Below are 25,822 nucleotides of genomic sequence, written 5' to 3'. Positions count from 1 at the left end.
CCCCGCCGCCCGTGGGGACAGGGACGAAGAACCGTCGGGGTAATTGTTGATGTCCGACAAAAGTCTAGGACTGCTGATCGCCGTCGGCCAGACGCCCGAGGATCAAGGCGATCCGCAGCGTGAACGCAGATCGGACATCGGACGGTGACCAGCCGGTGACGTCGGTCACACGTCGCAGCCGGTAGCGCACCGTGTTGGGGTGCACGAACAACATCCGCGCCGCCCCCTCCAGGCTGCTCGCCTGCTCCAGATACACGCTCAGCGTCTCCAGCAACGCCGACCCCGCCTCTTCCAGCGGTCTGTAGATCTCCTCCACCAACTGCTCCCGGGCGGAGGGGTCCGAGGCGATCGCGCGCTCGGGCAGGAGATCGTCCGCCAGCACCGGCCGCGGGGCGTCCTGCCAGGCCGTGCACGCCTTCAGCCCGGCCGCCGCGGCCTGCGCCGACTTGGTCGCGTTGAGCAGATCCGGAACCACCGGACCGGCCACCACCGGGCCCGCCGCGAACGGTCCGATCAGCGACTTCGCCACCTGGATCGGGTTGTCGCTGCCGCCCGCGATCACCACCAGCCGGTCGCCGAGCACGCCCGTGAGGACCTGGAGCTTGTGGTGCCGGGCAGCGCGCCGGATCGCCTCGACCGTCAGCTCGCTGTCGCCTTCCGGGGCGGTGCCGAGCACCACGCACACGTGCTCCGGCGAATTCCAGCCAAGTGCGGCGGCCCGCGACAGCGCGCCCTCGTCCGCCTCGCCGGACAGCACCGCGTTCACGACCAGGGACTCCAGGCGGGCGTCCCACGCGCCGCGCGCCTCGGCGGCCTGGGCGTACACCTGGGCCGTCGCGAACGCGATCTCCCGGGCGTACACCAGCAGCGCCTCGCGCAGGATCGACTCGTCGCCCGGGGCCGCGACCTCCTCGATCGCGGTCTCCATGACCTCGATCGTCGTCCGGACCATCTCCACCGTCTGGCGCAGGGTGATCGCCCGGGTCAGCTCGCGCGGAGCCGTGCCGAAGACGTCCGTGGAGATCGCCTGCGGCGTCTCCGGGTGCCGGAACCACTCCGTGAACGCGGCGATGCCGGCCTGCGCGACCAGGCCGATCCAGGACCGGTTCTCCGGGGGCATCGCCCGGTACCACGGCAGGGTCTCGTCCATGCGCGCGATCGCGTTCGCGGCGAGCCGGCCGGAGGACTTCTCCAGTCGGCGCAGCGTCGCGGCGTGCGGATGGGCGGGAGCGGGATGCGCGGGGGAATGCTCACGTTCGGGTTGGGGCACGGGGACAAGACTGCCTTATCGGGACGGCGGCGCGGAGTCCGGTCCCGCGGCGGCATTCCACCGGGGGGCTACCGTGACTTCCATGATTGACGTACGCCGAGGGGCCGACCGGTACGCGGGCGGGGATCCGGACGCAGGGATCACGACCGCGCACGCCTTCTCGTTCGGCCCGCACTACGATCCGGACAATCTGCGCTTCGGCCCGGTCCTGGCCTGCAACGAGGAGGCGCTCGCCCCGGGCGCCGGCTTCGACGAGCACCCGCACAGCCACACCGAGATCGTCACGTGGGTGGTCCAGGGCGAGCTCACGCACAAGGGCAGCACGGGCGAGAGCACCGTGGTCCGGCCCGGTGACGTGCAGCACCTGGCCGCCGGATCCGGCGCCCGGCACATCGAGCGCAACGACGGCGCGGCGCCGCTGCGCTTCGTGCAGACGTGGCTCGCGCCGCTGGCCGGGGGCGGGGAGCCCGCGTACACGCTGGTCCGGCAGATCGCCGACGGCACCCCGTACGAGATCCCCGCGGCCGGCGCCGTCCTGCACGTGCGCCGTCCCGGCGCGGGCGAGCGGGTGGCCGTACCGGCGGCGGAGCGGATCTACCTGCACGTGGTGCGCGGGGACCTGCGGCTGGACGGGGAGGAGCTCGGCCCCGGGGACGCGGCGCGGATCACCGGGGAACAAGGCCTGGAGATCGTCGCCGGATCCCCGGGCGAGCTGCTGATCTGGGAGCTGCCGTAGCGTCCGGCCTACCGGGCGGCGAGCTCGGCGAGGACCGCGTCGGTGAACGGCGGCCAGGCCTCCACGGCCCACGGGCCGAAGGCGCGGTCGGCCAGCGCCACACAAGCGGCGCGGGCGTCCGGGTCCACCCACAGGAAGGTGCCGGCCTGCCCGAAGTGGCCGAAGGTGCGCGGCGAGGACGAGGCGCCCGTCCAGTGCGGGGACTTGCCGTCGCGGATCTCCAGGCCGAGCCCCCAGTCGTTGGGTGACTGGATCCCGTACCCCGGGAGCACCCCCTTGAGCCCCGGGTGGACGACCGAGGTGGCCTCCGCGACCGTGCGCACGTCCAGCAGCCGCGGCGCCTGGAGCTCGGCCGCGAACCGGACGAGGTCGGAGACCGTCGAGACCCCGTCCTTGGCGGGCGAGCCCTCCAGCGTGGTCGACGCCATGCCGAGCGGTTCGAACACCGCCTGGTGCACGTACTCCGCGAACGGGATGCCCGTGGCCTTGGTGATGTGGTCGCCGAGCACCTCGAAACCGGCGTTCGAGTACAGCCGGCGCGTACCGGGCGCGGCCATCGCGCGGTGCTCGTCGAACGCCAGCCCGCTGGTGTGCGCGAGCAGGTGACGGACCGTCGAGCCCTCGGGCCCGGCCGGCTCGTCCAGCTCGATCGCCCCCTCCTCGTACGCGACGAGCGCGGCGTACGCGGCGAGGGGCTTGGTCACCGAGGCCAGCGCGAAGCGGTGGTCCACGGGCCCGTGGGAGCCGGCCAGGCTCCCGTCGGCGCGCACCACGGCCGCCGCGGCGGTCGGTACCGGCCAGTTTTCGATGGTCCGCAGACTCTGCAGGGTCTCCACGCTCTCCATGCGGCCGAGCCTACTTGCTTGGAGTGCACTCCAAGGTTTTAGCGTGGTCGTCATGAGCCTGACGGAGACGCGGTACACGATCAGCGAGGTCGAGGCCCGGACCGGTCTGACCCAGCACACGCTGCGCTGGTACGAGCGGATCGGCCTGATGCCGCACGTGGACCGCTCCCACTCGGGACAGCGCCGGTTCAGCGACAGGGACCTCCACTGGCTGGCCTTCGTGGGCAAGCTGCGCGCCACCGGGATGTCGGTGGCCGACATGGTCCGCTACGCCGAACTCGTGCGCGAGGGCGAGCACACCGTCGACCAGCGGCGCGAACTGCTGGAGCAGACGCGGCGCGAGGTGCGTGCGCGGATCACGGAGCTGAACGACGCGCTCGCCGTACTGGACTTCAAGATCGACATGTATGCCAAGGGCACGACCGCGGGGAAGGCGACACGACCATGACGCAGAACACCACCATCGAGCAGGTCGAACTCGGCAAGGGGGGCCCGCTGGTGGGCGTCCAGGGCCTCGGCTGCATGGGCATGAGCGAGTTCTACGGGGAGACCGACGAGGCGCGGGCCCGCGACACCCTGGAAGCGGCCCTCGCCACCGGGGTCACCCTCTTCGACACCGCGGACAGCTACGGGCGCGGAGCCAACGAGAAGTTCATCGCGCCGTTCGTTGCCGAGCACCGGGACGAGATCACCCTCGCGACCAAGTTCGGCATCGAGCGCACCGACGACCCGCAGCACCGCGGCATCCGCAACGACCGCGCCTACATCCGCCGGGCCGTGGAGGACAGCCTGCGCCGGCTCGGTACCGACGTGATCGACCTCTACTACATGCACCGGCGCGACCCGGCCGTGCCGTTCGCCGAGTCGGTGGGCACGATGGCCGAGCTGGTGCAGGAGGGCAAGGTGCGCCACCTGGGGCTCAGCGAGGTCACCGGCCCCGAGCTGCGCGAGGCGTACGAGGTGCACCCCATCGCGGCGCTCCAGTCGGAGTGGTCGCTGTTCAGCCGGGACGTGGAGAACACGGCGGTGGGCGCGGCGGCGGAGCTGGGCGTGGCCTTCGTGCCGTACTCCCCGCTCGGGCGCGGCTTCCTGACCGGCTCGTTCGCGGACGCCTCGGCCGATCTGTCGGCGGCGGACTTCCGCCGCTTCCAGCCCCGGTTCACGGGTGACAACGCCAAGGCCAACGCGGAGCTGCTGGCGCCGGTGCGGGAGATCGCGCAGGCGCACGGGGCGACCCCGGCGCAGATCGCGCTGGCGTGGGTGCACCAGCGGGCGCAGGTGCACGGGCTGACCGTGGTCCCGATCCCGGGCACCCGCAAGACCGGCCGCCTGGCGGAGAACACCGCCGCGACCCGGATCACGCTGACGCCGGCGGAGCTGGAGCTGCTGGAGCCGATCGCCGGCCAGGTCGCGGGCGACCGCTACCCGGACATGACCTGGACCTCGGCGGGCCGCGAGGGGTGATCCGCCCCGGCCGCGGCCGCCGCCGGGGGGCCTCCCGTCGGCGGCCGCGGAGGGCGGGTGCCGGCCGGTCGCGGGCCGGCCGGTCACCGACCGGTCAGTCGCAGGCCGGTCGGCCGCGCGTCAGGCTTCGGCGGCGAAGCGGTCGCGCAGCGCCGTGTACTCGGCGTCCGTCAGCAGTCCCGCGCTGTACAACTCACCCAGGTGGTGCAGGCGTTCATCCGTACGGCCCGCCGGGACCGAGGCCACCGGGGCGCGGCCGCGCAGTGCGGCGAGCACGGCCGCCGCGAACGGGAGCGACTCGTGCACCGACCCGTACCCGACGGCGAACACCGCGGCCGCCAGGTCGTGGTCGGGCCGCGGGTCGGCCGCCGCGTCCCGCAGCAGCAGCCGCAGGTGGCCGCCCGGGGCCTCAGGGGAGCTCCACTCGACGCCGGTCAGCGCGGTCAGCGGGTAACGCTGGTCGCCCGCCTTCCACTTGGTGCTCGTGGCCCCCGTGCGCGACCAGTGGAAGGTGACCGCCGAGCCGTCGAAGCCGAGCCGCGCGTCGTACGCCTTCAGCTGCAGCGGCGGCTGCGGTACCCGGACCAGGAAGCGTTCCGCCGGCTCGGCGGCCTCCGGGCCCAGCCGGGCCCGTACGGCGTCCGCGAACTCTGCGGCCTGCCCGGCCCGGTCGCCCGGCAGCACCAGCCGGTACGGATCGCAGACCTCGCGCAACTGCCCGCCGGCGGCCTCCATCAGCGGATCAGCGCCCGGCCGCGGCACGGCACGCAGGACCACCGCGTCCCGTCTCCCCCCGGATCCGGTCGCGCTCACGCTCACCCCCGCCAACGCCTCGAAGGGGATGCGCCGCTCCCCGAGGGCGTGCAGGAGTCTCGGTGTCCTCGGCGTTCTCATCCCCCGTGCGAAGCGGATGAGCACCGAGTCCGAGTCGAACTCCCAGACGGCATGATTTCCGGCCAGTACGTCACCCATGCGGCACATGGTAAAGGGACGCACCCCCGTGCGTCCCCCCTCGGCGCGAAGCCCGTTTTCCAGGGCTCTACACGTGTCAGTCCCCGTCTGTCCCGGAAATTCCACGCCGGCACGCATCGTCGCCGGTCGCGCACGTGACGGAACCGAACGCACCGGTTCCGATTTTGGCGAAGTTGTCCAGGGATCCGGTGCCTGGCTCGAAATAGCCGGTGTGGAGCTTCGCCCCGGCCGAGGACAGCACCCGCGATCCGAAGTCCGGCGACACCGGGTCCGCCCCGTGGCCGACCCCGCCGACCTCCAGGTGCGGTACGTCCGCGATCCAGTCCCCGGCGTCCCGCGTGGCCCACACCCGGGCCGACGTGTGCAGGCCGGCCACCGACTCCGCGCGCATCCCCGGGCTGCCCGCCACCACCACGTCCGTCACCGACCGCGGCAGCGCGTGCGCGGCGACCCCGCACACCACCGAGCCGTAGCTGTGGCAGAACAGCGCCACGCTCGCGTCCCCGGGGAGCGCCGCCGCCAGGGACTCCAGCCGTACGGCTCCGTCCACCGCCATCCGGCCGGTGGCCGCGTCCATGCCCACCCCGGTCGGCGCGGTGTAGCCGGCCCAGGCGATGACCGCGGTCCGGCTGCCGGGAGCCTGCGCGCGCTGGGCCTCGTACAGCGACTGCGCCATGCCGACCGGCGCGCTGAGGCGGCGCTGGGTGCGCTCGAAGGTGAGCGCGTCGGTGTCCACGCCGGGGACGACCACCGAGACTCGGTGCGCCCGGTCGAGGTCGCCGAACACCTCCGCGACACGGCCGCCGCCGGTCGGGTCGAAGGCGAGGATCTGCCGGCCCGGCTGGGCCAGGGACTCGAAGCGGTGGGCGCGCCGGCCGGCCGTGGTGCGGTCGGCCGGAGTCAGGCTGACGTCCCGGCTGCGGGCCTCCTCGGCCCGCTCGGCCAGTTCCAGCCCGCGCAGGTTGGCCCGGTAGCGCAGTGCGGCGGGCACACCGTCGAGGTTGCCGACGACCAGGGGGTGTCCCTCGGCCAGCCGGGCCCGCTGGGATCCGTCGAGACCGGCGAAGAACCGGGCCACCGTCCGCACGGGGGCGTCGGCGGACGGTACCGGGCGGCCGTCGATCCGGGCCGACGCCCAGGAGGCGAGGGCGGCGGTCCGCAGGGTGGTGCCCGCGTCGGGGCGGTGCACCGCGGTCCAGCCGGTGGTCGCCAGCATGATGAAGACCACCGCGAGCGCGAGCAGGGTGCGCAGGGCGGCGGGGCGCGGGTCGGCGCCGAAGGCGGTGGAGTGGGCGAGGCCGGGCAGGTTCACTGGGACCAGCGTAGGAGACCGGATCCGGCCACGGCGCCCGGGGTGACCGGGTTCACGGCCGACCGTGCGAGCCCATACGGGTGTTCAGCGCCACTCCGCGGCCAGTGCCGGGCCGATCTGGTCAAGGCACGCCTCGGTCATCCGCCGGATCGAGGCCACGCTGGCGTCCTCGCCCTGGCCCCACAGCCGCCCGGTGACCCTCATCACCCCGGAGAAGGCGGCAACCACCACCCTCGGCCGCGGATCCTCGTCCACGTCCAGGCCCTCGCGCTCGGCGATCAGCCGGGCGATCCGCTCCTCCAGCTCGGTGGAGCGGCGCAGGTGCACGGCCAGCAGGGCCGGGGTCGACTCGATGAGCTGGTACGTCCGCATGTAGAGGTCGATCGGCACCACCTCGGAGAGGGCCTCGTCCAGGGTGTCCCAGGCGGCGAGCAGCGCGCCGCGCAGGGCTTCGAGCGGGCCTTCGGCGGGCGGCCGGGCACGCAGCGCGGCGAGGAAGTGCGACTCGACCAGGTCCTGGACGGCGAAGGCGACCTCCTCCTTGTTGGCGAAGTACCGGAAGAAGGTGCGCTGGGAGACGTCCACGGCGTCGGTGATCTCGTCGACGGTGGTGTGCTCGTACCCCTGCGCGACGAAGAGGAGGAGAGCGGCGCGCAGCAGCGCGTCCCGGGTGCGCCGCTTCTTGCGTTCGCGCAGTCCGGGCGCTGGCACCGGGGCCGGCCGCTCGTCGGTCATCACCGAGGGGTGTCCTTTCCGCAGGCCCGGCCTGCCGATTCTGACGCTGAGTGAGCGGTCAGGGTACCTGTGACCGACCTGACAGCCGCTGCCTCGTTAAGCCGTTTGTGAAGTGTCAGTCGCTGTCACTAGCCTGTCCGCATGACTAGTCGGATCACGCTCGCCAAGGAAACGGGTCCGGCTCCGGCCCGCACCGGTCTGCGCGGCCACCCCTGGCTGACCCTCTTAGCCGTGGCGATCGGCGTCATGATGGTCACCCTGGACGGCACGATCGTCGCCGTCGCAAACCCCGCGATCCAAAAGGACCTCGGCGCCTCGCTCGCCGACGTCCAGTGGATCACCAACGGCTACCTGCTCGCCCTGGCGGTCTCGCTGATCACCGCCGGAAAGCTCGGCGACCGCTTCGGCCACCGCCAGACCTTCCTCATAGGCGTCGCGGGATTCGCGGCGGCCTCCGCCGCGATCGGCCTCTCGTCCGGCGTCCAATACGTGATCGCCTTCCGCGTCGCGCAGGGCCTGTTCGGCGCCCTGCTGATGCCCGCCGCGCTGGGCCTGCTGCGCGCCACCTTCCCCGCCGAGAAGCTCAACATGGCGATCGGCATCTGGGGCATGGTCATCGGCGCCTCGACGGCCGCCGGGCCCATCGTGGGCGGCCTGCTGGTGGAGAACGTCAGCTGGCAGTCCGTCTTCTTCATCAACGTGCCCGTCGGCGCCATCGCCCTGGCCTTCGGCCTGTTCATCCTGGTCGACCACCGCGCCGAGAACGCCCCGAAGTCCTTCGACGCCGTCGGCATCCTGCTGCTGTCGGGGGCGATGTTCTCCCTCATCTGGGCGCTGATCAAGGCCTCGGAGTGGGGCTGGGGAGACACCAAGACCCTGCTCTTCCTCGGCGCCTCCGCGCTCTGCTTCGTGCTCTTCGCCGTCTGGGAGTCGAAGGTCTCCGAGCCGCTGATCCCGCTCGGCATGTTCCGCTCGCTCCCGCTGTCCGCGGGCACCGTGCTCATGGTGCTGATGGCGTTCGCCTTCATGGGCGGCCTGTTCTTCGTCACCTTCTACCTGCAGAACGTGCACGGCATGAGCCCCGTCGACAGCGGCCTGCACCTGCTGCCGCTGACCGGCATGATGATCATCGGCTCACCGCTGGCCGGCGCCGCGATCACCGCCGTCGGCCCGCGGATCCCGCTGGTCACGGGCATGGTCGCGACCGCCGTCGCCTGTTTCGGGATGTCCACGCTGACCCCGGGCACCGGCACCGTGCAGATGTCGCTCTGGTTCGCCCTCCTCGGTGTCGGCCTCGCGCCCGTCATGGTCGGCGCCACCGAGGTCATCGTCGGCAACGCCCCGCTGGAGCTCTCCGGTGTGGCGGGCGGGCTCCAGCAGGCCGCCATGCAGGTCGGCGGCAGCCTCGGCACCGCCGTCCTCGGCGCCGTCATGGCCACCACCGTCGGCAACTCGTTCGGGGACAACTGGGCGCGGGCGAAGCTGCCCGCGCTCACCCCGGAGCAGCTGGACCTCGCCGAGAAGGGGGTCCAGGTCGGCATCGCCCCGGTCCGGCCGGGGACCCCGGCCGAGGCCGTCGAGACGATCACCAAGGTCGCGCACGACACGTTCGTGGACGGCATGAGCACCGCCTTCACCGTCGCCGGCTGCATCGCGGTGCTCGCCGCGGTCGTCGCCTGCTTCACCAAGCGCGGCGAGAACGCCGCCGCAGGGGCCGGCGCGGCGCACATCTGACCCGGGCCGCCCCCATGGCTCCGACGCCCTCGCTGGGGCGTCAACCGCTGACGCACGACAGCCCCGCCGGACGGTTCCGGCGGGGCTGTCGCCTATCCGGGTGGACCGGCCCCAGGCCCCTTCCGCCCGGCCGTCCTCGCAGGTCAGCGTGGTGTCCGAGGCGCTCCGGAAGCAGTCCGGGGTGCCGCCGTCCACGAGGAGTTGACCTGTCATGCGTACGAGTTCACCCGCACGGTCCACCACCGTCCTGGCCGCGACCGTCCTGGCCCTCGCGGCGCTCGTCCCGAGTACGGCGAGCGCCGCACACGCCGCCGGCCCGCCGCCGGGCAAGGCGCCCGCCTGCGCCACCGGGCAGCTGTGCCTGTGGGCGAAGCCGGAGTTCAAGGGCACCCGCCACGCCCACGAGCTGAGCACCCTGGACATCAACAGCTGTACGGCGCTGCCCGCCGGGACCAGTGCCCAGTCGCTGGTCAACCGCATCGGACGGCCGGTGACCACCTACCAGTCGGCCGAGTGCGCGGAGACCGGCGAGTTCCAGACCTATCCCGGCGACGGGGTCTGGCTGCCCGAATCGCCCTACCTGGTCAGGGCCTTCAAGGTGTGGGAGCGGTAGCGGCATCCGCCGCCGGGGCCGCTTCGGGCACCCGGGCCGGTACGTCGGCCGCGGCGCCCGGAGCGGCCGCCGGGTCGGGGGCGGACGCGGGGTCGGGGGCGGCCGCCGGGTCGGGGGCGGCCGCCGCACCCGGCGTGGCCGCCGGGTCCGGGGCGGCCGTCCCGCCGAGGCGCCCGATCTCGGCGCGCAGCGCCCGTACCTCCGCCGCCAGTTCGGCGATCGCGGCGGTCTGCGCCCGCTCCACCCGGTCGTCGCGTTCGAACCGGGAGATGAACCAGGCCGCGATGTTGGCGGTCACCACACCGAGCAGCGCGATCCCCGACAGCATCAGCCCCACCGCGAGCACCCGGCCGAGCCCGGTCGTGGGGGAGTGGTCCCCGTTCCCGACGGTCGTCATCGTGGTGAAGCTCCACCACACGGCGTCGCCCAGGTTCTTGATGTTCCCGTTCGGGGCGTCCCGCTCCACGCTCAGCACGGCGAGCGAGCCGAACATCAGCAGCCCGACCACCGCCCCCGCCACGTACGTGGTCAGCCGGATCTGCGGGGCCATCCGGGCCCGCCGGCCCACCAGCAGCAGCGTGGACACCAGCCGCAGCAGCCGCAGCGGCTGGAGCATCGGCAGCAGCACCGCGCCCAGGTCCAGCCAGTGGGTCCGGACGAACGCCTTCTTGGCCGTCGACAGGCCCAGCCGCATCAGGTAATCGGCGGCGAAGGCCCCCCACACCACCCACTCGGTGACCGCGCACGCCCGGTGCACGTCGGCGTCCGCGTCGGGCGCGACGATCGGCACGGCGTAGGCGACGGTGAAGGCCGCGGCGAGCACGAGCAGCGGGGTCTGGCTCCGCCGCTCCCACCGCAGCTGGCGGGAGGGTTCCTTCATACGGAGCATCGTAAGGAACTGGTAAAGCGAAGCGGGCCCCCGGCACTGCCGGGAGCCCGCCTCGACGCCTGTCCTCGGAGGCTACGCGTCGCCGCCCGCCGCGCCCGGGTCGGCCGCCGAGACGTCCAGCAGCCGGTACCGGTCCACCGCCTGCTTCAGCGCGGAACGGTCGATCTTGCCCTCCTTGGCCAGCTCGGTCAGCACCGCCAGCACCACCGACTGCGCGTCGATGTGGAAGAAGCGCCGGGCCGCGCCGCGCGTGTCCGCGAAGCCGAAGCCGTCCGCACCCAGCGAGGTGTACGCGCCGGGCACCCACCGCGAGATCTGGTCCGGGACGGACCGCATCCAGTCCGAGACCGCCACGAACGGCCCCTCGGCACCCGACAGCTTCCGCGTCACGTACGGGACGCGCTGCTCCTCCTCCGGGTGGAGCAGGTTGTGCTCCTCCACCTCGACGGCCTCGCGGCGCAGCTCGTTCCAGGAGGTCGCCGACCAGACGTCCGCCCGCACGTTCCACTCCTCGGCGAGGATCCGCTGGGCCTCCAGCGCCCACGGCACGGCCACGCCCGAGGCCATGATCTGCGCCCCGATGGAGCCCGCGGAGCCTGCGGACACCCGGTGGATGCCCTTGAGGATGCCGTCCACGTCCACATCGGCCGGCTCGGCCGGGTGCTGGATCGGCTCGTTGTAGACGGTCAGGTAGTAGAAGACGTCCTCGGCCTCGGGCCCGTACATGCGGCGCAGGCCGTCCTGGACGATGTGCGCGATCTCGTACCCGTACGCCGGGTCGTAGGCCACGCAGCCCGGGTTGGTCGACGCCAGCAGCTGGGAGTGACCGTCGGCGTGCTGGAGGCCCTCACCCGTCAGGGTGGTCCGGCCGGCGGTCGCACCCAGGACGAAACCGCGCGCCAACTGGTCGGCCATCTGCCAGAACTGGTCACCCGTGCGCTGGAAGCCGAACATCGAGTAGAAGACGTAGACCGGGATCAGCGGCTCGCCGTGCGTCGCGTACGCCGAACCCGCGGCGATCAGCGAAGCCGTGCAGCCCGCCTCCGAGATGCCGTCGTGCAGCATCTGGCCGGTCGGGGACTCCTTGTACGCGAGCAGCAGGTCGCGGTCGACCGCCTCGTACTGCTGGCCCAGCGGGTTGTAGATCTTGGCGCTCGGGAAGAACGCGTCCATGCCGAACGTGCGGTACTCGTCCGGGGCGATCAGCACGAACCGCTTGCCGATCTCCTTGTCCCGCATCAGGTCCTTCAGGATGCGCACGAACGCCATCGTCGTGGCGATCGACTGCTGGCCCGAGCCCTTCTTGGCCGCCGCGTACGCCTTGTCCTCCGGCAGCTGCAGCGGCTTCGCGCGCACCACGCGGGTCGGCACGTAGCCGCCCAGCGAGCTGCGCCGGTCGTGCATGTACTGGATCTCCGGCGAGCCCTTGCCCGGGTGGTAGTACGGCGGGGCGCCGCCCTCCAGCTGCGCGTCGGTGATCGGGATGTGCAGGCGGTCGCGGAAGCGCTTGAGGTCGTCGACCGTCAGCTTCTTCATCTGGTGCGTCGCGTTGCGGCCCTCGAAGTTCGGGCCGAGCGTCCAGCCCTTGACCGTCTGCGCCAGGATCACCGTCGGCTGGCCCTTGTGGGCCTTGGCCGCCGCGTACGCCGCGTAGATCTTCTTGTGGTCGTGGCCGCCGCGGCCCAGGTGCAGCAGCTGCTGGTCGCTCATGTTCTCGACCATCGCCCGCAGCCGCTGGTCGTCGCCGAAGAAGTGGTCGCGGATGTAGGCGCCGGTTTCGGTGGCGTACGTCTGGAACTGGCCGTCCGGCGTCGAGTTCATCTTGTTGACCAGGATGCCGTCGCGGTCCTGCGCCAGCAGCGGGTCCCAGGAGCGGTCCCAGATCAGTTTGATGACGTTCCAGCCGGCGCCGCGGAACTGCGACTCCAACTCCTGGATGATCTTGCCGTTGCCGCGCACCGGGCCGTCGAGCCGCTGCAGGTTGCAGTTCACGACGAAGGTCAGGTTGTCCAGGCCCTCGCGGGCGGCGATCGACAGCTGGCCGAGCGACTCCGGCTCGTCCATCTCGCCGTCGCCGAGATACGCCCAAACGTGTGACTTCGAGGTGTCGGCGATCCCGCGCGCCTCCATGTACCGGTTCATCCGGGCCTGGTAGATCGCACCGAGCGGGCCGAGGCCCATCGAAACGGTCGGGAACTCCCAGAAGTCCGGCATCAGCCGCGGGTGCGGATAGCTGGACAGGCCGTACGGGGCCTTCGACTTCTCCTGCCGGAACGCGTCGAGCTGCTGCTCGGAGAGCCGGTCCAGGAGGTAGGCGCGCGCGTAGATGCCGGGGGAGGCGTGGCCCTGGAAGAAGATCTGGTCGCCGCCGTCGCCCTCGTCCTTGCCCCGGAAGAAGTGGTTGAAGCCCACGTCGTAGAGGGAGGCGGAGGAGGCGAACGTGGCGATGTGGCCGCCGACGCCGATCCCCGGACGCTGGGCGCGCGAGACCATGACGGCCGCGTTCCACCGGGTGGCGTTCAGGACCTTGCGCTCGATCTCCTCGTTGCCGGGGAAGAACGGCTCGTCCTTGGTCGCGATCGTGTTGACGTAGTCCGTGCTGCGCATCTCGGGCACGGCCACGCGCTTCTCGCGGGCCCGCTCGATCAGTCGCAGCATCAGATAGCGGGCGCGCTCACGGCCCCGCTCGTCGACGGCTGCGTCCAGGGAGTCGAGCCACTCCTGCGTCTCCTCCGGATCGAAGTCCGGGACCTGGCTCGGCAGGCCGCCAATGATGATCGGATTGCGATCGGATGCGGAAGCCACGCTGTTCCTTCGCTGTCAGGGGAGTCGTGCCATGGGGGTTTCGCCGCCTCCCATCGTCTTACGCTCGGTCGGAATCGTCACCTGTACCACTGGGTAATCACTGGAGTCCGAGGCGATTCGGGGCGCCGTCGGCGGCGGGTCCGGCCACATCGCAACCCTACGCCCAAGACGATCAGCGGGTTCGTAAGACCGTTCGTACCTCAAACAGGTAGGAAAGCCGCTCAGCGTCGCCGATGATGCCGAATGAGCTGGAATGGTGTGGGATGAATCACCAGACGTGCACACGGGAAGGCTGAAAGTTGCGGCGAGACGGCCGTAATCGTCACCGTTTCGACGGTCTCGGCGGCCGGGTACTTGCGCGATCCGCCCCGCCCGTGTGGACTACGCCCAATGCTGCGCGTACGCGCGCCGCCGAAGACATTCACCGAACATGAGCAGGAGGCACCCCGTGAGCGCGACCGCGGACCACGCGGAGAGCCTGGCCGCCCGGCTGGGTTTCCAGTCCGAACAGGTGGTCCAGGAGATCGGCTACGACGACGACGTCGATCAGGAATTCCGTGATGCCGTCGAGGAGCACGTCGGCGAAATCGTCGACGAGGAGTACGACGACGTCGCAGACGCGGTCCTGCTGTGGTTCCGGGAGGACGACGGCGATCTGACGGATGCGCTGGTCGATGCCACCGAGCTGGTCGAGGACGCCGCCCTGATCCTGCTGCTGACCCCGAAGACGGGCCGTGACGGCTACGTCGAGGCCAGCGACATCAGCGAGGCCGCCGAAACGGCCGGCCTGTCGCAGACCAGGAGCGTCAGCGTCGGCAAGGAATGGGCCGCCACCAAGCTGGTGACGCCCAAGACGGCCACCGCCAAGACCAAGCGCTGAGCCGCGCCCCGCAGCCAAGCGGACACGCACCCCGCCCGCCGGAATCCGTTCCGGTCGGCGGGGTGCGTGCGTTCCCGGCACATGGTCGGCCTAGGCTGGACCCACCCGAACAGCCCAACGCAGGGATGCAGGACGAAGGGATGCGAGAGATGGCGATCGAGGTCGGCAGCAAGGCCCCGGACTTCGAGCTCAAGGACAACCACGGCGCCACCGTGCGGCTCTCCGACTTCCGCGGCGAGAAGGCCGTGGTGCTGCTCTTCTACCCGTTCGCCTTCACCGGTGTCTGCACCGGCGAGCTGTGCGAGCTGCGCGACCAGCTGCCGCGGTTCCAGAACGACGACGTCCAGCTCCTCGCGGTCTCCAACGACTCCGTGCCGACCCTGCGCGTCTTCGGCGAGCAGGAGGGCCTCGACTACCCGCTGCTCTCGGACTTCTGGCCGCACGGCGAGACCTCCCGCGCGTACGGGGTCTTCGACGAGCAGAAGGGCTGCGCGGTCCGCGGCACCTTCATCATCGACAAGGACGGCATCGTGCGCTGGACCGTCGTCAACGGCCTGCCCGACGCGCGTGACCTGAACGAGTACATCAAGGCCCTCGACAGCCTCTGAGGAACCTCCTGGAGCCCCCGAGGACCCCGGGGGCCTTCCGAACCCGTCGGGCCGTCGCGCAATCGCCGCACTTCGGGCGGGTTCCGCGAACTGTTCACCGGGAAAGACGCCGACAGGCGGGAACCCGTCACTAGGATCGAAGCGTTGATCCCGGTAGAAACCGCACGACGGGGCACCGCCCCACACATGAACCCAATGGAGGACCCGTGGGAGTCAGCCTCAGCAAGGGCGGAAACGTCTCGCTGACCAAGGCCGCGCCGAATCTGACGGCGGTCATCGTCGGTCTGGGCTGGGACGCTCGCACCACCACCGGCGTCGACTTCGACCTCGACGCCAGCGCGATCCTGACCAACGACCAGGGCAAGGTCGCCAACGACTCGAACTTCGTGTTCTTCAACAACCTGAAGAGCCCGGACGGCTCGGTCGAGCACACCGGTGACAACACCACCGGTGAGGGCGAGGGCGACGACGAGGCGATCAAGGTGAACCTGGCCGGCGTCCCGGCCGATGTCGCCAAGATCGTCTTCCCGGTCTCGATCTACGAGGCCGAGAGCCGCCAGCAGAGCTTCGGCCAGGTCCGCAACGCGTACATCCGCGTCGTGAACCAGGCCGACAACTCCGAGCTCGCCCGCTACGACCTCTCCGAGGACGCCTCGACCGAGACCGCCATGGTCTTCGGCGAGCTGTACCGCAACGGAGCGGAGTGGAAGTTCCGCGCCATCGGCCAGGGCTACGCCTCCGGCCTGCGCGGCATCGCCCAGGACTTCGGCGTCAACGTCTGAGCCCGCCAGCAGTCACCCGTCCGGCGCCGTGCACTGTGTGTACGGCGCCGGACGTGCTTTGCGACGGTGCACCGACGAGATGCACCGCCGAGCTCCACCGGCGGCCCGCCACGCGGGGCCGCCGCGATCACCACGTCGTCCGGGGAGGACCACAACATGGGCGTCACACTCGCCAAGGGGGGCAACGTCTCCCTTTCCAAGGCCGCACCGAACCTCACCCGGGTCCTGGTCGGTCTCGGATGGGACGCGCGCTCGACCACGGGGGCCGATTTCGACCTCGATGCCAGCGCGCTGCTGTGCCGCGACGGCCGGGTCCTGGGGGACGCGTACTTCGTCTTCTACAACAACCTGAAGAGCCCCGAGGGCTCCGTCGAACACACGGGGGACAACCTCACCGGCGAGGGTGAGGGCGACGACGAATCGATCATCATCGACCTGACCAAGGTGCCGGTCGAGGTCGACAAGATCGTCTTCCCGGTCTCGATCCACGAGGCGGAGGCCCGCCGCCAGAGCTTCGGCCAGGTCAGCAACGCCTTCATCCGCGTGGTCAACGAGTCGGACGGCCAGGAACTGGCCCGCTACGACCTCACCGAGGACGCCTCGAGCGAAACCGCGATGATCTTCGGCGAGGTCTACCGGTACGGCGGCGAATGGAAGTTCCGAGCGGTGGGGCAGGGGTACGCGTCGGGGCTCCGGGGCATCGCTCTAGACTTCGGGGTCAACGTTTCGTAAAGCCGTACAAGACGATGGGGTGCCAGTGGTTCTCAAAACCTTCGGCTGGTCGTTCGCAGTCACTGCGCTCGGTCTGGTCGCAGCGGGGTTCTACGGGGGAATGACCGGACTCGGGATCGTCGCGATCCTGTCCATCCTTGAGATCTCGCTGTCCTTCGACAACGCGGTGGTCAACGCCGGAATCCTGAAGAAGATGAACGCCTTCTGGCAGAAGATCTTCCTCACCGTCGGCGTGCTCATCGCCGTGTTCGGCATGCGCCTGGTCTTCCCCGTCGTGATCGTCGCGGTCACCGCCGGCATCGGGCCCATCGAGGCCGTCGATCTGGCGCTGAACGACAAGGACATGTACCAGCAGCTGGTCACGGACGCCCACCCGGCGATCGCGGCCTTCGGCGGCATGTTCCTTCTGATGATCTTCCTCGACTTCATCTTCGAGGACCGGGACATCAAGTGGCTCGCATGGCTGGAGCGGCCGCTCGCCAAGCTCGGCAAGATCGACATGCTGTCGGCGTGCATCGCGCTGATCGTCCTGCTGATCACGTCCGCCACCTTCGCCGCCCACGCCCACCAGCACGGCGGCGCCCACGTGGACAAGGCGCAGACCGTCCTGGTCTCCGGCATCGCCGGCCTGATCACGTACATGATCGTCGGCGGTCTCTCCGGCTACTTCGAGAACCGCCTCGAAGAAGAGGAAGAGGCCGAGCACGAAGCCGAGGAAGCGGCCAAGAAGACCGGCAAGCCCGTCTCGGCCGTCGCCATGGCCGGCAAGGCCGCCTTCTTCATGTTCCTCTACCTCGAAGTCCTCGACGCCTCCTTCTCCTTCGACGGGGTCATCGGCGCCTTCGCCATCACCAACGACATCGTGCTGATGGCGCTGGGCCTCGGCATCGGCGCCATGTACGTCCGGTCGCTCACGGTCTACCTGGTCCGCCAGGGCACCCTCGACGACTACGTCTACCTGGAGCACGGGGCGCACTACGCGATCGGCGCGCTCGCCGTGATCCTGCTCGTCACCATCCAGTACGAGATCAACGAGGTCATCACCGGCCTCGTCGGCGTGATCCTCATCGCCTGGTCCTTCTGGTCCTCGGTGCGGCGCAACAAGCGCTTGGAATTGGAGGGTTCCACCGCCGAGGCATGATCACGGCGGTAATGCGGAACGCTCCAACTACGGGGCGGCCGGGCTGGTCTGCGGACTGCCGGGCCGCCCCGTCCGCGTAGGCCGCCCCGCCTACACAGACCGAGGGGGGACAGGGGAAATGGGATTCTTCGACGGGATCAGGGGCAGCCGCGCCCTGCAGTTCGACTCGGGCAGCGGCTCGGCCGCGATCGAGCTGACCAAACGGCATCCGACGGTGTCGCTCACCAAACAGGGGGCGGTCCACGGGAACCTGCGGGTCAATCTGTCCTGGCGCATGCGCAGCTCGGACATCGGCGGCCGGGGCGGGGGCGAGGGCGGCCGGCTCCTGCGCCACCCGTTCAAGCTGTTCAAGCCAGACATGGTGCAGGCGCACACCCAGGGCATGGTCAACGTCGACCTCGACCTCGGCTGCCTCTACGAGCTGGCCGACGGGACCCGGGGCGTCGTCCAGCCGCTGGGCAGCCTCCACGGGGACATCAACAGCCCGCCGTACGTGAAGCTCAGCGGCGACGACCGGTTCGGGGCGCCGTCGGGGGAGACGGTCTTCGTCAACCTCGACCACGCCGACGAGATCAAGCGGTTGCTGGTGTTCGTCTACATCTACGACCAGACCCCGGCCTTCGACCGGACGCACGCCATGATCACCCTCTACCCGATCACCGGGCCGCGCATCGAGATCCCGCTGGAGGAGCGCCAGCCGCAGGCCCGCTCCTGCGCGGTGCTCTCCATGGAGCACGTCAAGGGCGAGCTGATCGTGCGGCGCGAGGTGAAGTTCGTATACGGGTTCCAGGCCGAGCTGGACCGGCTGTACGGGTGGGGCCTGCAGTGGGGGCGGGGCTACAAGAGCGCCAAGGCCTGACCCGACCGGGACCCGGGGGGCCGGGGAGGGTCCGCGGGAGGTCCCCGGGCCGGCCCCAGCCGTCTCCGGCGGCCTCCCGCGGTCTCCGGCGGTCCCGGTCAGGCGCGGCGCGTCAGCGGCGGAGGAACTGCGGGCCCTGCACCGGCAGCCGGAACGTCGGGTCGCCGCCCGGGACCGGCACCGGGGCCGGGGAGACCGGCTGCGGGTACCCGTACGCCGGCTGCACGGGCGGCGGGGCCTGCGTCACCGGCGCCTGCGGTGTCTGCGGCGCCTGCCGGCCCGGCGGGTGCATCTGCGCGGTCTGCTCTCCGGTCGGCCCGGCGGCCGGGGCGGTTTCCCCGGACCCGCCCTCGGCGGCGTTCTCGTCCACGGAGATCCCGTGGTCGGTCGCCAGCCCGACGAGGCCGTTCGAGTAGCCCTCGCCCAGCGCGCGGAACTTCCACCCGTCGCCGCGGCGGTACAGCTCCCCGCAGATCAGGGCCGTCTCGGCGCCGGTCTCGGGGCGCACGTCGAAGAAGGCCAGCGGCTCGGCGCCGCCGGTCGCCGTGGCGTCGTACAGCAGGATCCGCAGGTCGTGGACCTGCTGGAACGGCACGTCCTCGGCGGAGGCCACCACCAGGATCCGGTCGACCACCGGCGGCACCGCGCGCAGGTCCGCCTGCACGGCGTCGGTGATCTCCTCGCCGATCTGCTTCTTGCCGAGTCGCCAGACGGCCCCCGAGGGGTGCCGGGGCTGGTTGTAGAACACGAAGTCCTCGTCCGAGCGCACGCGCCCGTCCGGGCCCACGAGCAGTGCCGAGGCGTCGACGTCCGGCACCTCGGGGCCGCCGGTCCAGCGCAGCACCGCCCGGACCGCCACGGCGGTCACCGGGATGTTCGAGCCCTTCTGCATCGCGTGCGTCATGCCCGTCATCCTGCCCTCCCGGGGCGGCGCGGAACAACGCGGCCCCCCGCAGGGCCTTGTCGCGAAAGAAAGACCTGGGCATTGTGCAAGAGGGTTACCTGAACTTCATGTGCTTGAGGAACTCTTGACTCACGTTCGTACGTACTATTACCGGCCACGCCACTGGGGCCGCCGAGGCAGTACGGGGGAAGCACATGCGTCACTTCGGGCACATATCGCCCACCGTCCGCAAGGACCTCTTCCACCAGGAGCCGGCCGAGTTCACCGCCGCCTCCCCCGCCCGCATTCTCTCCGCCGCCCTCGGAGCCACCCTCTACAGCCCCGCCACCCGCCCGAACCTCGCCGGGGACGTCCGCAAGCAGGCCGCCCGCGGGGTCGTCTCCATGGTGCTCTGCCTGGAGGACTCGATCAGCGACGCCGAGGTCGCCGACGCCGAGGACAACCTCGTCCGCCAGTTCGCGGCCCTCGACGCCGACGGCGAAGAGCTCCCGCTCCTCTTCATCCGGGTCCGCACCCCCGAGCAGATACCCGACCTCGTGCACCGCCTCGGCGGCGCGGCCCGCAGATTGGCCGGATTCGTACTCCCCAAGTTCACCGAGAGCCGCGGAACCGCCTTCCTCGACGCCGTCGCCCAGGCCGAGGCGGCCCACGGACAGCGGCCGCTGTACGCCATGCCCGTCCTGGAGACCCCCGACCTCCTCCACCTCGAAACCCGCGTCGAAGCCCTCGCCGGCATCTCCCGCACCGTGGGCCGGTACCGCGACCGCGTCCTGGCCCTGCGCCTCGGCGTCACCGACTTCTGCTCGGTCTACGGACTGCGCCGCACCCCGGACATGACCGCCTACGACGTGCAGATCGTCGCCGGAGTCATCGCCGACGTGGTCAACGTGCTCAGCCGCGCCGACGGCACCGGCTTCACCGTCACCGGACCCGTCTGGGAGTACTTCCGCAACCAGCAGCGCCTCTTCAAGCCCCAGCTGCGCCGCAGCCCCTTCCTCCAGGAAGGCGCCGAAGAGCTGCGCACCACCCTCATCGAGCACGACCTCGACGGGCTCCTGCGCGAGATCGAACTCGACCGGGCCAACGGACTCCTCGGCAAGACCTGCATCCACCCCGCCCACGTCACCCCCGTCCACGCGCTGTCGGTGGTCTCCCACGAGGAGTTCAGCGACGCCCAGGACATCCTGCGCCCCGAGCGCGGCGGCGGCGGGGTCATGCGCTCCGCCTACACGAACAAGATGAACGAAGTGAAGCCCCACCGGGCCTGGGCCGAGCGCACCATGCTGCGCGCCGAGGTCTTCGGCGTGGCGAAGGAGGAGGTCGGCTTCGTCGACCTGCTCACGGCCGGACTCCAGCTGTGACCCGGCCCTCGACTACGGAGAAGGACAAGACGATCGACGCGGTGTGGTCGGGAACCTGGGTGGCCGAGCGGCTGGGCGTACGCCTGGAGGAGGCCGGCGACCCCGGGTCGCCGCGGCTGGACGAACTGCTCGGCCTGGCCCTGCGGCGCAACCCGAAGCGGGCCCACCTGCTCGTCTCGCAGGTGCTCGGCAAGCACGTCCCGCAGTCCCCGCGGGCCGTGTACGCCGCCGGGTACGGCCTCGGCGAGCGCGTCCGGGCCCTGCTGGGCGACGAGGCCGCCGCCGCGGTGGTCCTCGGGTACGCCGAGACGGCGACCGGGCTCGGGCACTGCGTGGCCGACGGCCTCGGAGCGACCCCCTACCTGCACTCGACCCGCCGCCCCGTGCCCGGGGTCGAGCCCGCCGGCGGGTTCGAGGAGGCGCACTCGCACGCCACCTCGCACCTGCTGCTGCCGGAGGACCCGAAACTGCTGGCCGGCAGCGGACCGCTGGTCCTCGTCGACGACGAGTTCTCCACCGGCAACACCGTCCTGAACACCATCCGCGACCTGCACGCCCGCCACCCCCGCGCGCACTACGTGGTCGTCGCCCTCGTCGACATGCGCTCCCCGGCCGACCGCGGGCGGCTCACCGCCTTCGCCGCCGAGATCGGCGCGCGCGTCGACCTCATCGCGCTCGCCTCCGGGACGGTGCACCTCCCCGAGGGGGTCCTGGCCAAGGGACAGGCACTGGTCGAGGAGTACAAACGCCAGGGCGCGGGCGCTCAGGCTCCCGGCGTTCCCGCCCCGGGCGCTCCGGCTCCCGGCGTTCCGGCTCCGGGCGTTTCGGACAGGGCCCCCGCTTCCGCCGCGGCCCCCGTCGGGCGGATCGTGCTGGACTGGCCCGCCGGAGTCCCGGACGGCGGCCGGCACGGGTTCACCCCCGAGCACCGCGCCCGGCTCGAAGCGGCCCTGCCCGCGCTGGCCCGACAGCTCGCCGACGCGCTCGGAGCCGAGCCCGGTCGGGTCCTCGTACTCGGCAACGAGGAGCTCATGTACGCGCCGCTGCGCCTCGCGCGCGCCCTGGAGGAGTCCGGGGCCGCGGCCGAGGTCCGGTTCTCGACCACCACCCGCTCGCCCGTGCTCGCCGTCGACGACCCCGGCTACGCCATCCGCTCCCGGCTCGTCTTCCCCGCCCACGACACGCCCGCCGACGGACCCGGCGACCGCTACGCCTACAACGTCGCGGGCGCCGGCTTCGACACCGTCGTCGCCGTCGCCGACACCCACGGGGACACCGGTGCGCTGCACGCCCCCGACGGGCTCCTCGCGCGCCTGGCCCCGCACGCGGGCCGGGTCCTGCTCGCGCTGGTCCCCTCGTACACCCCGGACACCTCCTCCGGCGTTTCCTCCGACCGGCGGGAGCCGATCATGCCCGAGCCGATCCTGCCCGAGCCGCTGCGCGGACCGGCCTTCTCCTCGTACGCCCCGGAGGACTGCGGCTGGCTGCTCCAGGATCTCTCCGGCGCGGCCCTGGAGGCCCCGACCGAGGAACGCGAGGAGGCCATCCAGGCCGGCGGCGCGCACTACGCCGAGTCGCTGCCAGTCGAGTACCAGCCGTCACCCCAGTACCAGGAGCTCTACCAGAGCGCGCTGACCGCGTCCGCCGCCCGTATCGCCCGGGCCGTCGGCACGGTCACCGAGACCGTCCTCGCCGAGCGGTCGCCCTCCCCGGTCCTCGTCTCGCTGGCCCGCGCCGGCACCCCCGTCGGTGTCCTGATGCGCCGCTGGGCCCGGGCCCGGCACGGCCTGGACCTGCCGCACTACGCCGTCTCCATCGTGCGCGGCCGCGGCATCGACCCCAACGCCCTGCGCTGGCTGGCCGCCCACCACGACCCCGCGGACGTCGTCTTCGTGGACGGCTGGACGGGCAAGGGGGCCATCACGCGCGAGCTCGCGGCGGCACTGGAGGCCCACCGGGAAGCGGGCGGCCCGGGCTTCGACCCGGAGATCGTGGTCCTCGCCGACCCCGGTTCCTGCGTGTCCACGTACGGCACCCGCGAGGACTTCCTCATCCCCTCCGCCTGCCTCAATTCCACCGTTTCCGGACTGATATCGCGTACGGTCCTCAGGTCCGACCTGGTCGGGCCCGCCGACTTCCACGGCGCGAAGTTCTACCGCGAACTCGCCGGAGCCGATGTTTCCACCGGCTTCATCGACACCGTCGCCGCCCGCTTCGACGAGGTGGCCGAGGCCGTCGACGCCGAGGTCAAGGAGCTCCTCGCCGCCGACCGCACGCCCACCTGGGAGGGCTGGGCGGCGGTCGAGCGGATCAGCGAGGAGTACGGCATCCACGACGTGAACCTGGTCAAGCCCGGCGTCGGCGAGACGACGCGGGTGCTGCTGCGGCGCGTGCCGTGGAAGATCCTCGCGCAGCGCGGCGCCGGGGCGGACCTGGACCACGTACGGCTGCTCGCGGAGCAGCGGGGCGTGCCGGTGGAAGAGGTCGACGGGCTCCCCTACACCTGCGTAGGACTCATCCACCCCCGCTTCACGCGTGGCGCGACCGGCGCCGACGGAAAGGCCGTGACCTCCAAGTGACTGTCCTGGTAGCCAGTGATCTCGACCGCACGCTCATCTACTCGGCGGCCGCGCTCGGCCTGACCATGCCCGACCCGGTGGCCCCGCGCCTGCTGTGCGTCGAGGTGCACGAGAGCAAGCCGCTGTCGTACATGACGGAAACGGCGGCGGCGCTGCTGGCCGAGCTGGCGGCAGATCCCGCGGTGGTCTTCGTCCCGACGACGACCCGTACGCGCAAGCAGTACCAGCGCATCCGCTTCCCCGGGCGCCCGGCCCCGTACGCGATCTGCGCCAACGGCGGGCAGCTGCTCGTGGACGGCGTCCCGGACCGGGACTGGCGGCGCCAGGTGGCCGCGCGACTGGCCCGGGAGTGCGCCCCGCTGGAGGAGGTGAACGCGCACCTGCTGGCGACGGCGGACCCGGCGTGGCTGCGCAAGGCGCGGATCGCGGAGGACCTGTTCGCGTACCTGGTCGTCGAACGCGCCCTGGTGCCGCAGGAGTGGGTCAAGGCGCTGACGGAGTGGGCCGACGGGCGCGGCTGGACGGTCTCCCTCCAGGGCCGCAAGATCTACGCCGTGCCCCGTCCGCTGACGAAGAGCGCGGCGATGCGCGAGGTGGCCCGCCGTACGGGCGCGACCACGACCCTCGCCGCCGGCGACTCGCTGCTGGACGCCGACCTCCTGCTGGCGGCGGACGCGGCCTGGCGGCCGGGGCACGGAGAACTGGCCGACGCGGGCTGGACGGCGCCGACGGTCACGGCCCTGGCGGCGGCGGGCGTGCTGGCGGGGGAGGAGATCGTACGGGCCTTCGCGCGGGCGGTGGCCCGGAAGGGTGTCCGGCCGGTCGGCGATGTCGGCACACTGGGCGCATGACCAAGGGCAACAGCACCAAGATCACCGATGAGCTGTACCGCTACATGCTCGACCACAACCCTCCACTGGATCCCGTCCAGCAGAAGCTGGTGGCGACCACGTACGAGAAGTTCCCGGACGTCGCCGGCATGCAGTCGGCGGAGGAGCAGGGGCCGCTGCTGGCCTTCCTGGTCCGGCTGACCGGGGCCCGCCACATCGTCGAGGTCGGCACCTTCACCGGCTTCTCGACCCTGTCGATGGCCCAGGCCCTGCCCGCGGACGGCGTGCTCGTCGCCTGCGACGTCTCGGAGGAGTGGACGGCGTACGGGCGCGAGGCCTGGGAGGCGGCGGGCGTCGCCGACCGGATCGACCTGCGGATCGCCCCGGCGCTGGACACGCTGCGCGCCATGCCGCAGGAACCGCACATCGACATGGCCTACGTGGACGCGGACAAGGAAAGCCAGATCGCGTACTGGGAGGAGCTCGTTCCGCGGCTGCGCCCGGGCGGGCTGATCGTCACGGACAACACGCTGTTCCACGGCAGGGTCCTGGACGAGTCCGCGACGGGCTCGGCGGCGGGAGTCCGCGCGTACAACGAGCACGTCGCGGCGGACACCCGCATGGAGTCGGTCCTGCTGGCGATCTCGGACGGCCTCACCCTGTCGCGCAAGCGCTAGCGCTGGCGGGTCGTCCGCGTGCCAGGCCCGGCACGCGGACCCGGCGCGTCCCGCGCGTCCGGCGCGTACGGCGCTTTCCGGTCAGCAGCAGCCTCCGCCACCGCAGCAGCCCCCGCCGGACGGGGCGGGGGCGCTGCTGGTCCCGCCCACGGCGACGGCGGAGAGCAGCTTCACGGTGTCGGCGTGCCCGGCCGGGCAGTCGGCGGGCGCGGAGGACTCGGCCATGGGCCGGCTGACCTCGAAGGTGTCTTCGCAGGTCCGGCAGCGGAATTCGTAACGAGGCATGGCCCCAGGCTACCCACAGGGGCGGCGGCGGCCCAGAAGCCCAGAAGCCCAGAAGCCCAGAAGCCCAGAAGCCCAGAAACCTAGAAGCCGTGGCTGAGCCTGCCGGCGGCTGCCGCGGCCCGGTCCTCCCGTGCGGCCTGCTCGGGGTGGCGGGCCCGCCAGTACGGATTGTCGTGCGGCAGCGCGCTGCCCACCCGCCCGTACATCCCGAACCACATCAGCATCACGCCGACGACGAAGCTGAACAGCACGTTCTGGATCTTGAAGGCCAGGAAGTTCAGCCCGGTGTCCAGCAGGGCCAGATTCACGAACCCGCTGGCGATGAAGGCCAGCCCCAGCACGATGTTGAGGGTGGAGGCGAAGTTCCCGCCGATCACCATCCCCACGAACAGCAGCAGCCCGATGCAGATCGACAGGACGCTCAGCGCGCCGTTGGTGTTCAGCGCCATCACAGTGGCGCCACCGGTGTCGAAGAACCCGATCCGGTCGATGAGGCCCAGGATCCCGAAGGCGACCAGCAGTAGCCCCATCAGGCCCGCGCCCACCCGGTACACCTTACTGAGCTTGTGGTCGGTGGGCAGGTGCTCGTCGAGCCGGGTGTTGACGGGACGTGCGATGCGCCGCACCAGGTAGGGGACGTGCGGTGCGGGGAGCTCGATCGGCCCGTGGGCCACGTACGGCGCGTAGTGCTCGTGCGGTTCGTGGCACCCGTAGGCCGCGTGCGGAGCGGTCACGGGGGGTGCGTCGGGTTCACGAGAGGTGTGCGAAGTGTGGGCAGCCATCACGCCCTCCTATTCCAGCCACCTCCA

General features: G+C 71.5%; 25 protein-coding genes. 15 read left to right on the top strand and 10 right to left on the bottom strand.

What is annotated here, in order from left to right; genetic code table 11:
• Positions 1–64: 64 nt before the first annotated feature.
• Complete coding sequence (locus ACIBAD_RS34335) at positions 65–1,270, bottom strand: CdaR family transcriptional regulator (protein WP_030160498.1); 1,206 nt, start codon at positions 1,268–1,270, stop codon at positions 65–67.
• Between the two features lie 82 nt (positions 1,271–1,352).
• On the opposite strand from ACIBAD_RS34335, the gene ACIBAD_RS34330 reads away from it, so the two are divergent.
• Positions 1,353–2,006, top strand: a complete 654-nt coding sequence (locus ACIBAD_RS34330) for a pirin family protein (protein ID WP_134075364.1) — start codon at positions 1,353–1,355, stop codon at positions 2,004–2,006.
• Positions 2,007–2,014: 8 nt separating this feature from the next.
• On the opposite strand, the gene ACIBAD_RS34325 is transcribed toward ACIBAD_RS34330, so the two are convergent.
• Complete coding sequence (locus tag ACIBAD_RS34325) at positions 2,015–2,833, bottom strand: serine hydrolase domain-containing protein (RefSeq protein ID WP_134075859.1); 819 nt, start codon at positions 2,831–2,833, stop codon at positions 2,015–2,017.
• A 70-nt stretch (positions 2,834–2,903) separates the two neighbouring features.
• On the opposite strand from ACIBAD_RS34325, the gene ACIBAD_RS34320 reads away from it, so the two are divergent.
• Positions 2,904–3,299 carry a MerR family transcriptional regulator gene (locus tag ACIBAD_RS34320; protein ID WP_245236684.1) on the top strand — a complete coding sequence of 132 codons (396 nt, stop codon included), beginning with the start codon at positions 2,904–2,906 and terminating at the stop codon, positions 3,297–3,299.
• Positions 3,296–4,315: an aldo/keto reductase gene (locus ACIBAD_RS34315; RefSeq protein ID WP_134075362.1), complete on the top strand. Its 1,020-nt coding sequence runs from the start codon at positions 3,296–3,298 to the stop codon at positions 4,313–4,315. Before ACIBAD_RS34320 ends, ACIBAD_RS34315 begins: the two co-directional genes overlap by 4 nt.
• Positions 4,316–4,435: 120 nt before the next feature.
• Here ACIBAD_RS34315 and ACIBAD_RS34310 read toward each other — a convergent pair whose 3' ends face one another.
• From ACIBAD_RS34310 to ACIBAD_RS34300, 3 genes are all read right to left on the bottom strand, one after another.
• Positions 4,436–5,287: a DUF4429 domain-containing protein gene (locus tag ACIBAD_RS34310; RefSeq protein ID WP_134075361.1), complete on the bottom strand. Its 852-nt coding sequence runs from the start codon at positions 5,285–5,287 to the stop codon at positions 4,436–4,438.
• Positions 5,288–5,363: 76 nt separating this feature from the next.
• On the bottom strand, positions 5,364–6,515 hold the full coding sequence (locus ACIBAD_RS34305) for an alpha/beta hydrolase (RefSeq protein ID WP_134075858.1): 1,152 nt from the start codon (positions 6,513–6,515) through the stop codon (positions 5,364–5,366).
• A 168-nt stretch (positions 6,516–6,683) separates the two neighbouring features.
• Entirely contained in the window at positions 6,684–7,334 is a 651-nt protein-coding gene (locus ACIBAD_RS34300) for a TetR family transcriptional regulator (protein ID WP_134075360.1), read from the bottom strand.
• 141 nt (positions 7,335–7,475) lie between these two features.
• Here ACIBAD_RS34300 and ACIBAD_RS34295 point away from each other — a divergent pair, with 141 nt between their 5' ends.
• Both ACIBAD_RS34295 and ACIBAD_RS34290 read left to right on the top strand, forming a co-directional pair.
• Positions 7,476–9,068 carry an MFS transporter gene (locus ACIBAD_RS34295; protein WP_134075359.1) on the top strand — a complete coding sequence of 531 codons (1,593 nt, stop codon included), beginning with the start codon at positions 7,476–7,478 and terminating at the stop codon, positions 9,066–9,068.
• A gap of 211 nt (positions 9,069–9,279) precedes the next feature.
• On the top strand, positions 9,280–9,681 hold the full coding sequence (locus ACIBAD_RS34290) for a peptidase inhibitor family I36 protein (RefSeq protein ID WP_134075358.1): 402 nt from the start codon (positions 9,280–9,282) through the stop codon (positions 9,679–9,681).
• On the opposite strand, the gene ACIBAD_RS34285 is transcribed toward ACIBAD_RS34290, so the two are convergent.
• Together ACIBAD_RS34285 and aceE are read right to left on the bottom strand one after the other, a co-directional pair.
• A complete protein-coding gene (locus ACIBAD_RS34285) occupies positions 9,662–10,561 on the bottom strand; it encodes a potassium channel family protein (protein ID WP_398910725.1) in 900 nt (299 codons plus the stop codon). The two genes, ACIBAD_RS34290 and ACIBAD_RS34285, sit on opposite strands and share 20 nt — an antisense overlap.
• An 81-nt stretch (positions 10,562–10,642) precedes the next feature.
• Complete coding sequence (aceE, locus tag ACIBAD_RS34280) at positions 10,643–13,375, bottom strand: pyruvate dehydrogenase (acetyl-transferring), homodimeric type (protein WP_134075356.1); 2,733 nt, start codon at positions 13,373–13,375, stop codon at positions 10,643–10,645.
• A 448-nt stretch (positions 13,376–13,823) separates the two neighbouring features.
• Here aceE and ACIBAD_RS34275 point away from each other — a divergent pair, with 448 nt between their 5' ends.
• From ACIBAD_RS34275 to ACIBAD_RS34250, 6 genes are all read left to right on the top strand, one after another.
• Positions 13,824–14,255 carry a DUF3052 domain-containing protein gene (locus ACIBAD_RS34275; protein WP_053688416.1) on the top strand — a complete coding sequence of 144 codons (432 nt, stop codon included), beginning with the start codon at positions 13,824–13,826 and terminating at the stop codon, positions 14,253–14,255.
• A 149-nt stretch (positions 14,256–14,404) separates the two neighbouring features.
• A complete protein-coding gene (locus tag ACIBAD_RS34270; protein WP_134075355.1) occupies positions 14,405–14,863 on the top strand; it encodes a peroxiredoxin in 459 nt (152 codons plus the stop codon).
• A gap of 206 nt (positions 14,864–15,069) precedes the next feature.
• Positions 15,070–15,645 carry a TerD family protein gene (locus tag ACIBAD_RS34265; protein WP_030160471.1) on the top strand — a complete coding sequence of 192 codons (576 nt, stop codon included), beginning with the start codon at positions 15,070–15,072 and terminating at the stop codon, positions 15,643–15,645.
• Between the two features lie 156 nt (positions 15,646–15,801).
• On the top strand, positions 15,802–16,377 hold the full coding sequence (locus tag ACIBAD_RS34260; RefSeq protein ID WP_053688414.1) for a TerD family protein: 576 nt from the start codon (positions 15,802–15,804) through the stop codon (positions 16,375–16,377).
• A gap of 25 nt (positions 16,378–16,402) precedes the next feature.
• Positions 16,403–17,518 (top strand): DUF475 domain-containing protein, encoded by a 1,116-nt coding sequence (locus ACIBAD_RS34255; RefSeq protein WP_398910721.1) that lies wholly within the window; start codon positions 16,403–16,405, stop codon positions 17,516–17,518.
• 118 nt (positions 17,519–17,636) lie between these two features.
• Complete coding sequence (locus tag ACIBAD_RS34250; protein WP_398910719.1) at positions 17,637–18,377, top strand: Tellurium resistance; 741 nt, start codon at positions 17,637–17,639, stop codon at positions 18,375–18,377.
• A gap of 112 nt (positions 18,378–18,489) precedes the next feature.
• Here ACIBAD_RS34250 and ACIBAD_RS34245 read toward each other — a convergent pair whose 3' ends face one another.
• On the bottom strand, positions 18,490–19,281 hold the full coding sequence (locus ACIBAD_RS34245; RefSeq protein WP_398910717.1) for a TerD family protein: 792 nt from the start codon (positions 19,279–19,281) through the stop codon (positions 18,490–18,492).
• Positions 19,282–19,475: 194 nt separating this feature from the next.
• On the opposite strand from ACIBAD_RS34245, the gene ACIBAD_RS34240 reads away from it, so the two are divergent.
• From ACIBAD_RS34240 to ACIBAD_RS34225, 4 genes are read left to right on the top strand one after another with little or no spacing between them, the layout of a single operon-like run.
• On the top strand, positions 19,476–20,642 hold the full coding sequence (locus ACIBAD_RS34240; RefSeq protein WP_134075351.1) for an HpcH/HpaI aldolase/citrate lyase family protein: 1,167 nt from the start codon (positions 19,476–19,478) through the stop codon (positions 20,640–20,642).
• Positions 20,643–20,674: 32 nt separating this feature from the next.
• A complete protein-coding gene (locus tag ACIBAD_RS34235) occupies positions 20,675–23,221 on the top strand; it encodes a phosphoribosyltransferase (protein WP_398910738.1) in 2,547 nt (848 codons plus the stop codon).
• On the top strand, positions 23,218–24,072 hold the full coding sequence (locus tag ACIBAD_RS34230; RefSeq protein ID WP_134075350.1) for an HAD family hydrolase: 855 nt from the start codon (positions 23,218–23,220) through the stop codon (positions 24,070–24,072). Before ACIBAD_RS34235 ends, ACIBAD_RS34230 begins: the two co-directional genes overlap by 4 nt.
• Complete coding sequence (locus ACIBAD_RS34225) at positions 24,069–24,728, top strand: O-methyltransferase (RefSeq protein WP_134075349.1); 660 nt, start codon at positions 24,069–24,071, stop codon at positions 24,726–24,728. Before ACIBAD_RS34230 ends, ACIBAD_RS34225 begins: the two co-directional genes overlap by 4 nt.
• 81 nt (positions 24,729–24,809) lie before the next feature.
• Here the strand turns inward: ACIBAD_RS34225 and ACIBAD_RS34220 are convergent, their stop codons facing one another.
• Entirely contained in the window at positions 24,810–25,013 is a 204-nt protein-coding gene (locus ACIBAD_RS34220) for a zinc ribbon domain-containing protein (RefSeq protein ID WP_030160452.1), read from the bottom strand.
• Positions 25,014–25,093: 80 nt separating this feature from the next.
• Positions 25,094–25,795, bottom strand: a complete 702-nt coding sequence (locus ACIBAD_RS34215; protein WP_398910714.1) for a DUF4383 domain-containing protein — start codon at positions 25,793–25,795, stop codon at positions 25,094–25,096.
• Between the last annotated feature and the right edge of the window lie 27 nt (positions 25,796–25,822).

The organism is Streptomyces sp. NPDC051109 (assembly GCF_044455885.1).
Lineage (GTDB): Bacteria > Actinomycetota > Actinomycetes > Streptomycetales > Streptomycetaceae > Streptomyces.
The sequence above is the reverse complement of the archived record's forward strand: the minus strand, read 5'-3'. Positions and strand labels throughout refer to the sequence as shown.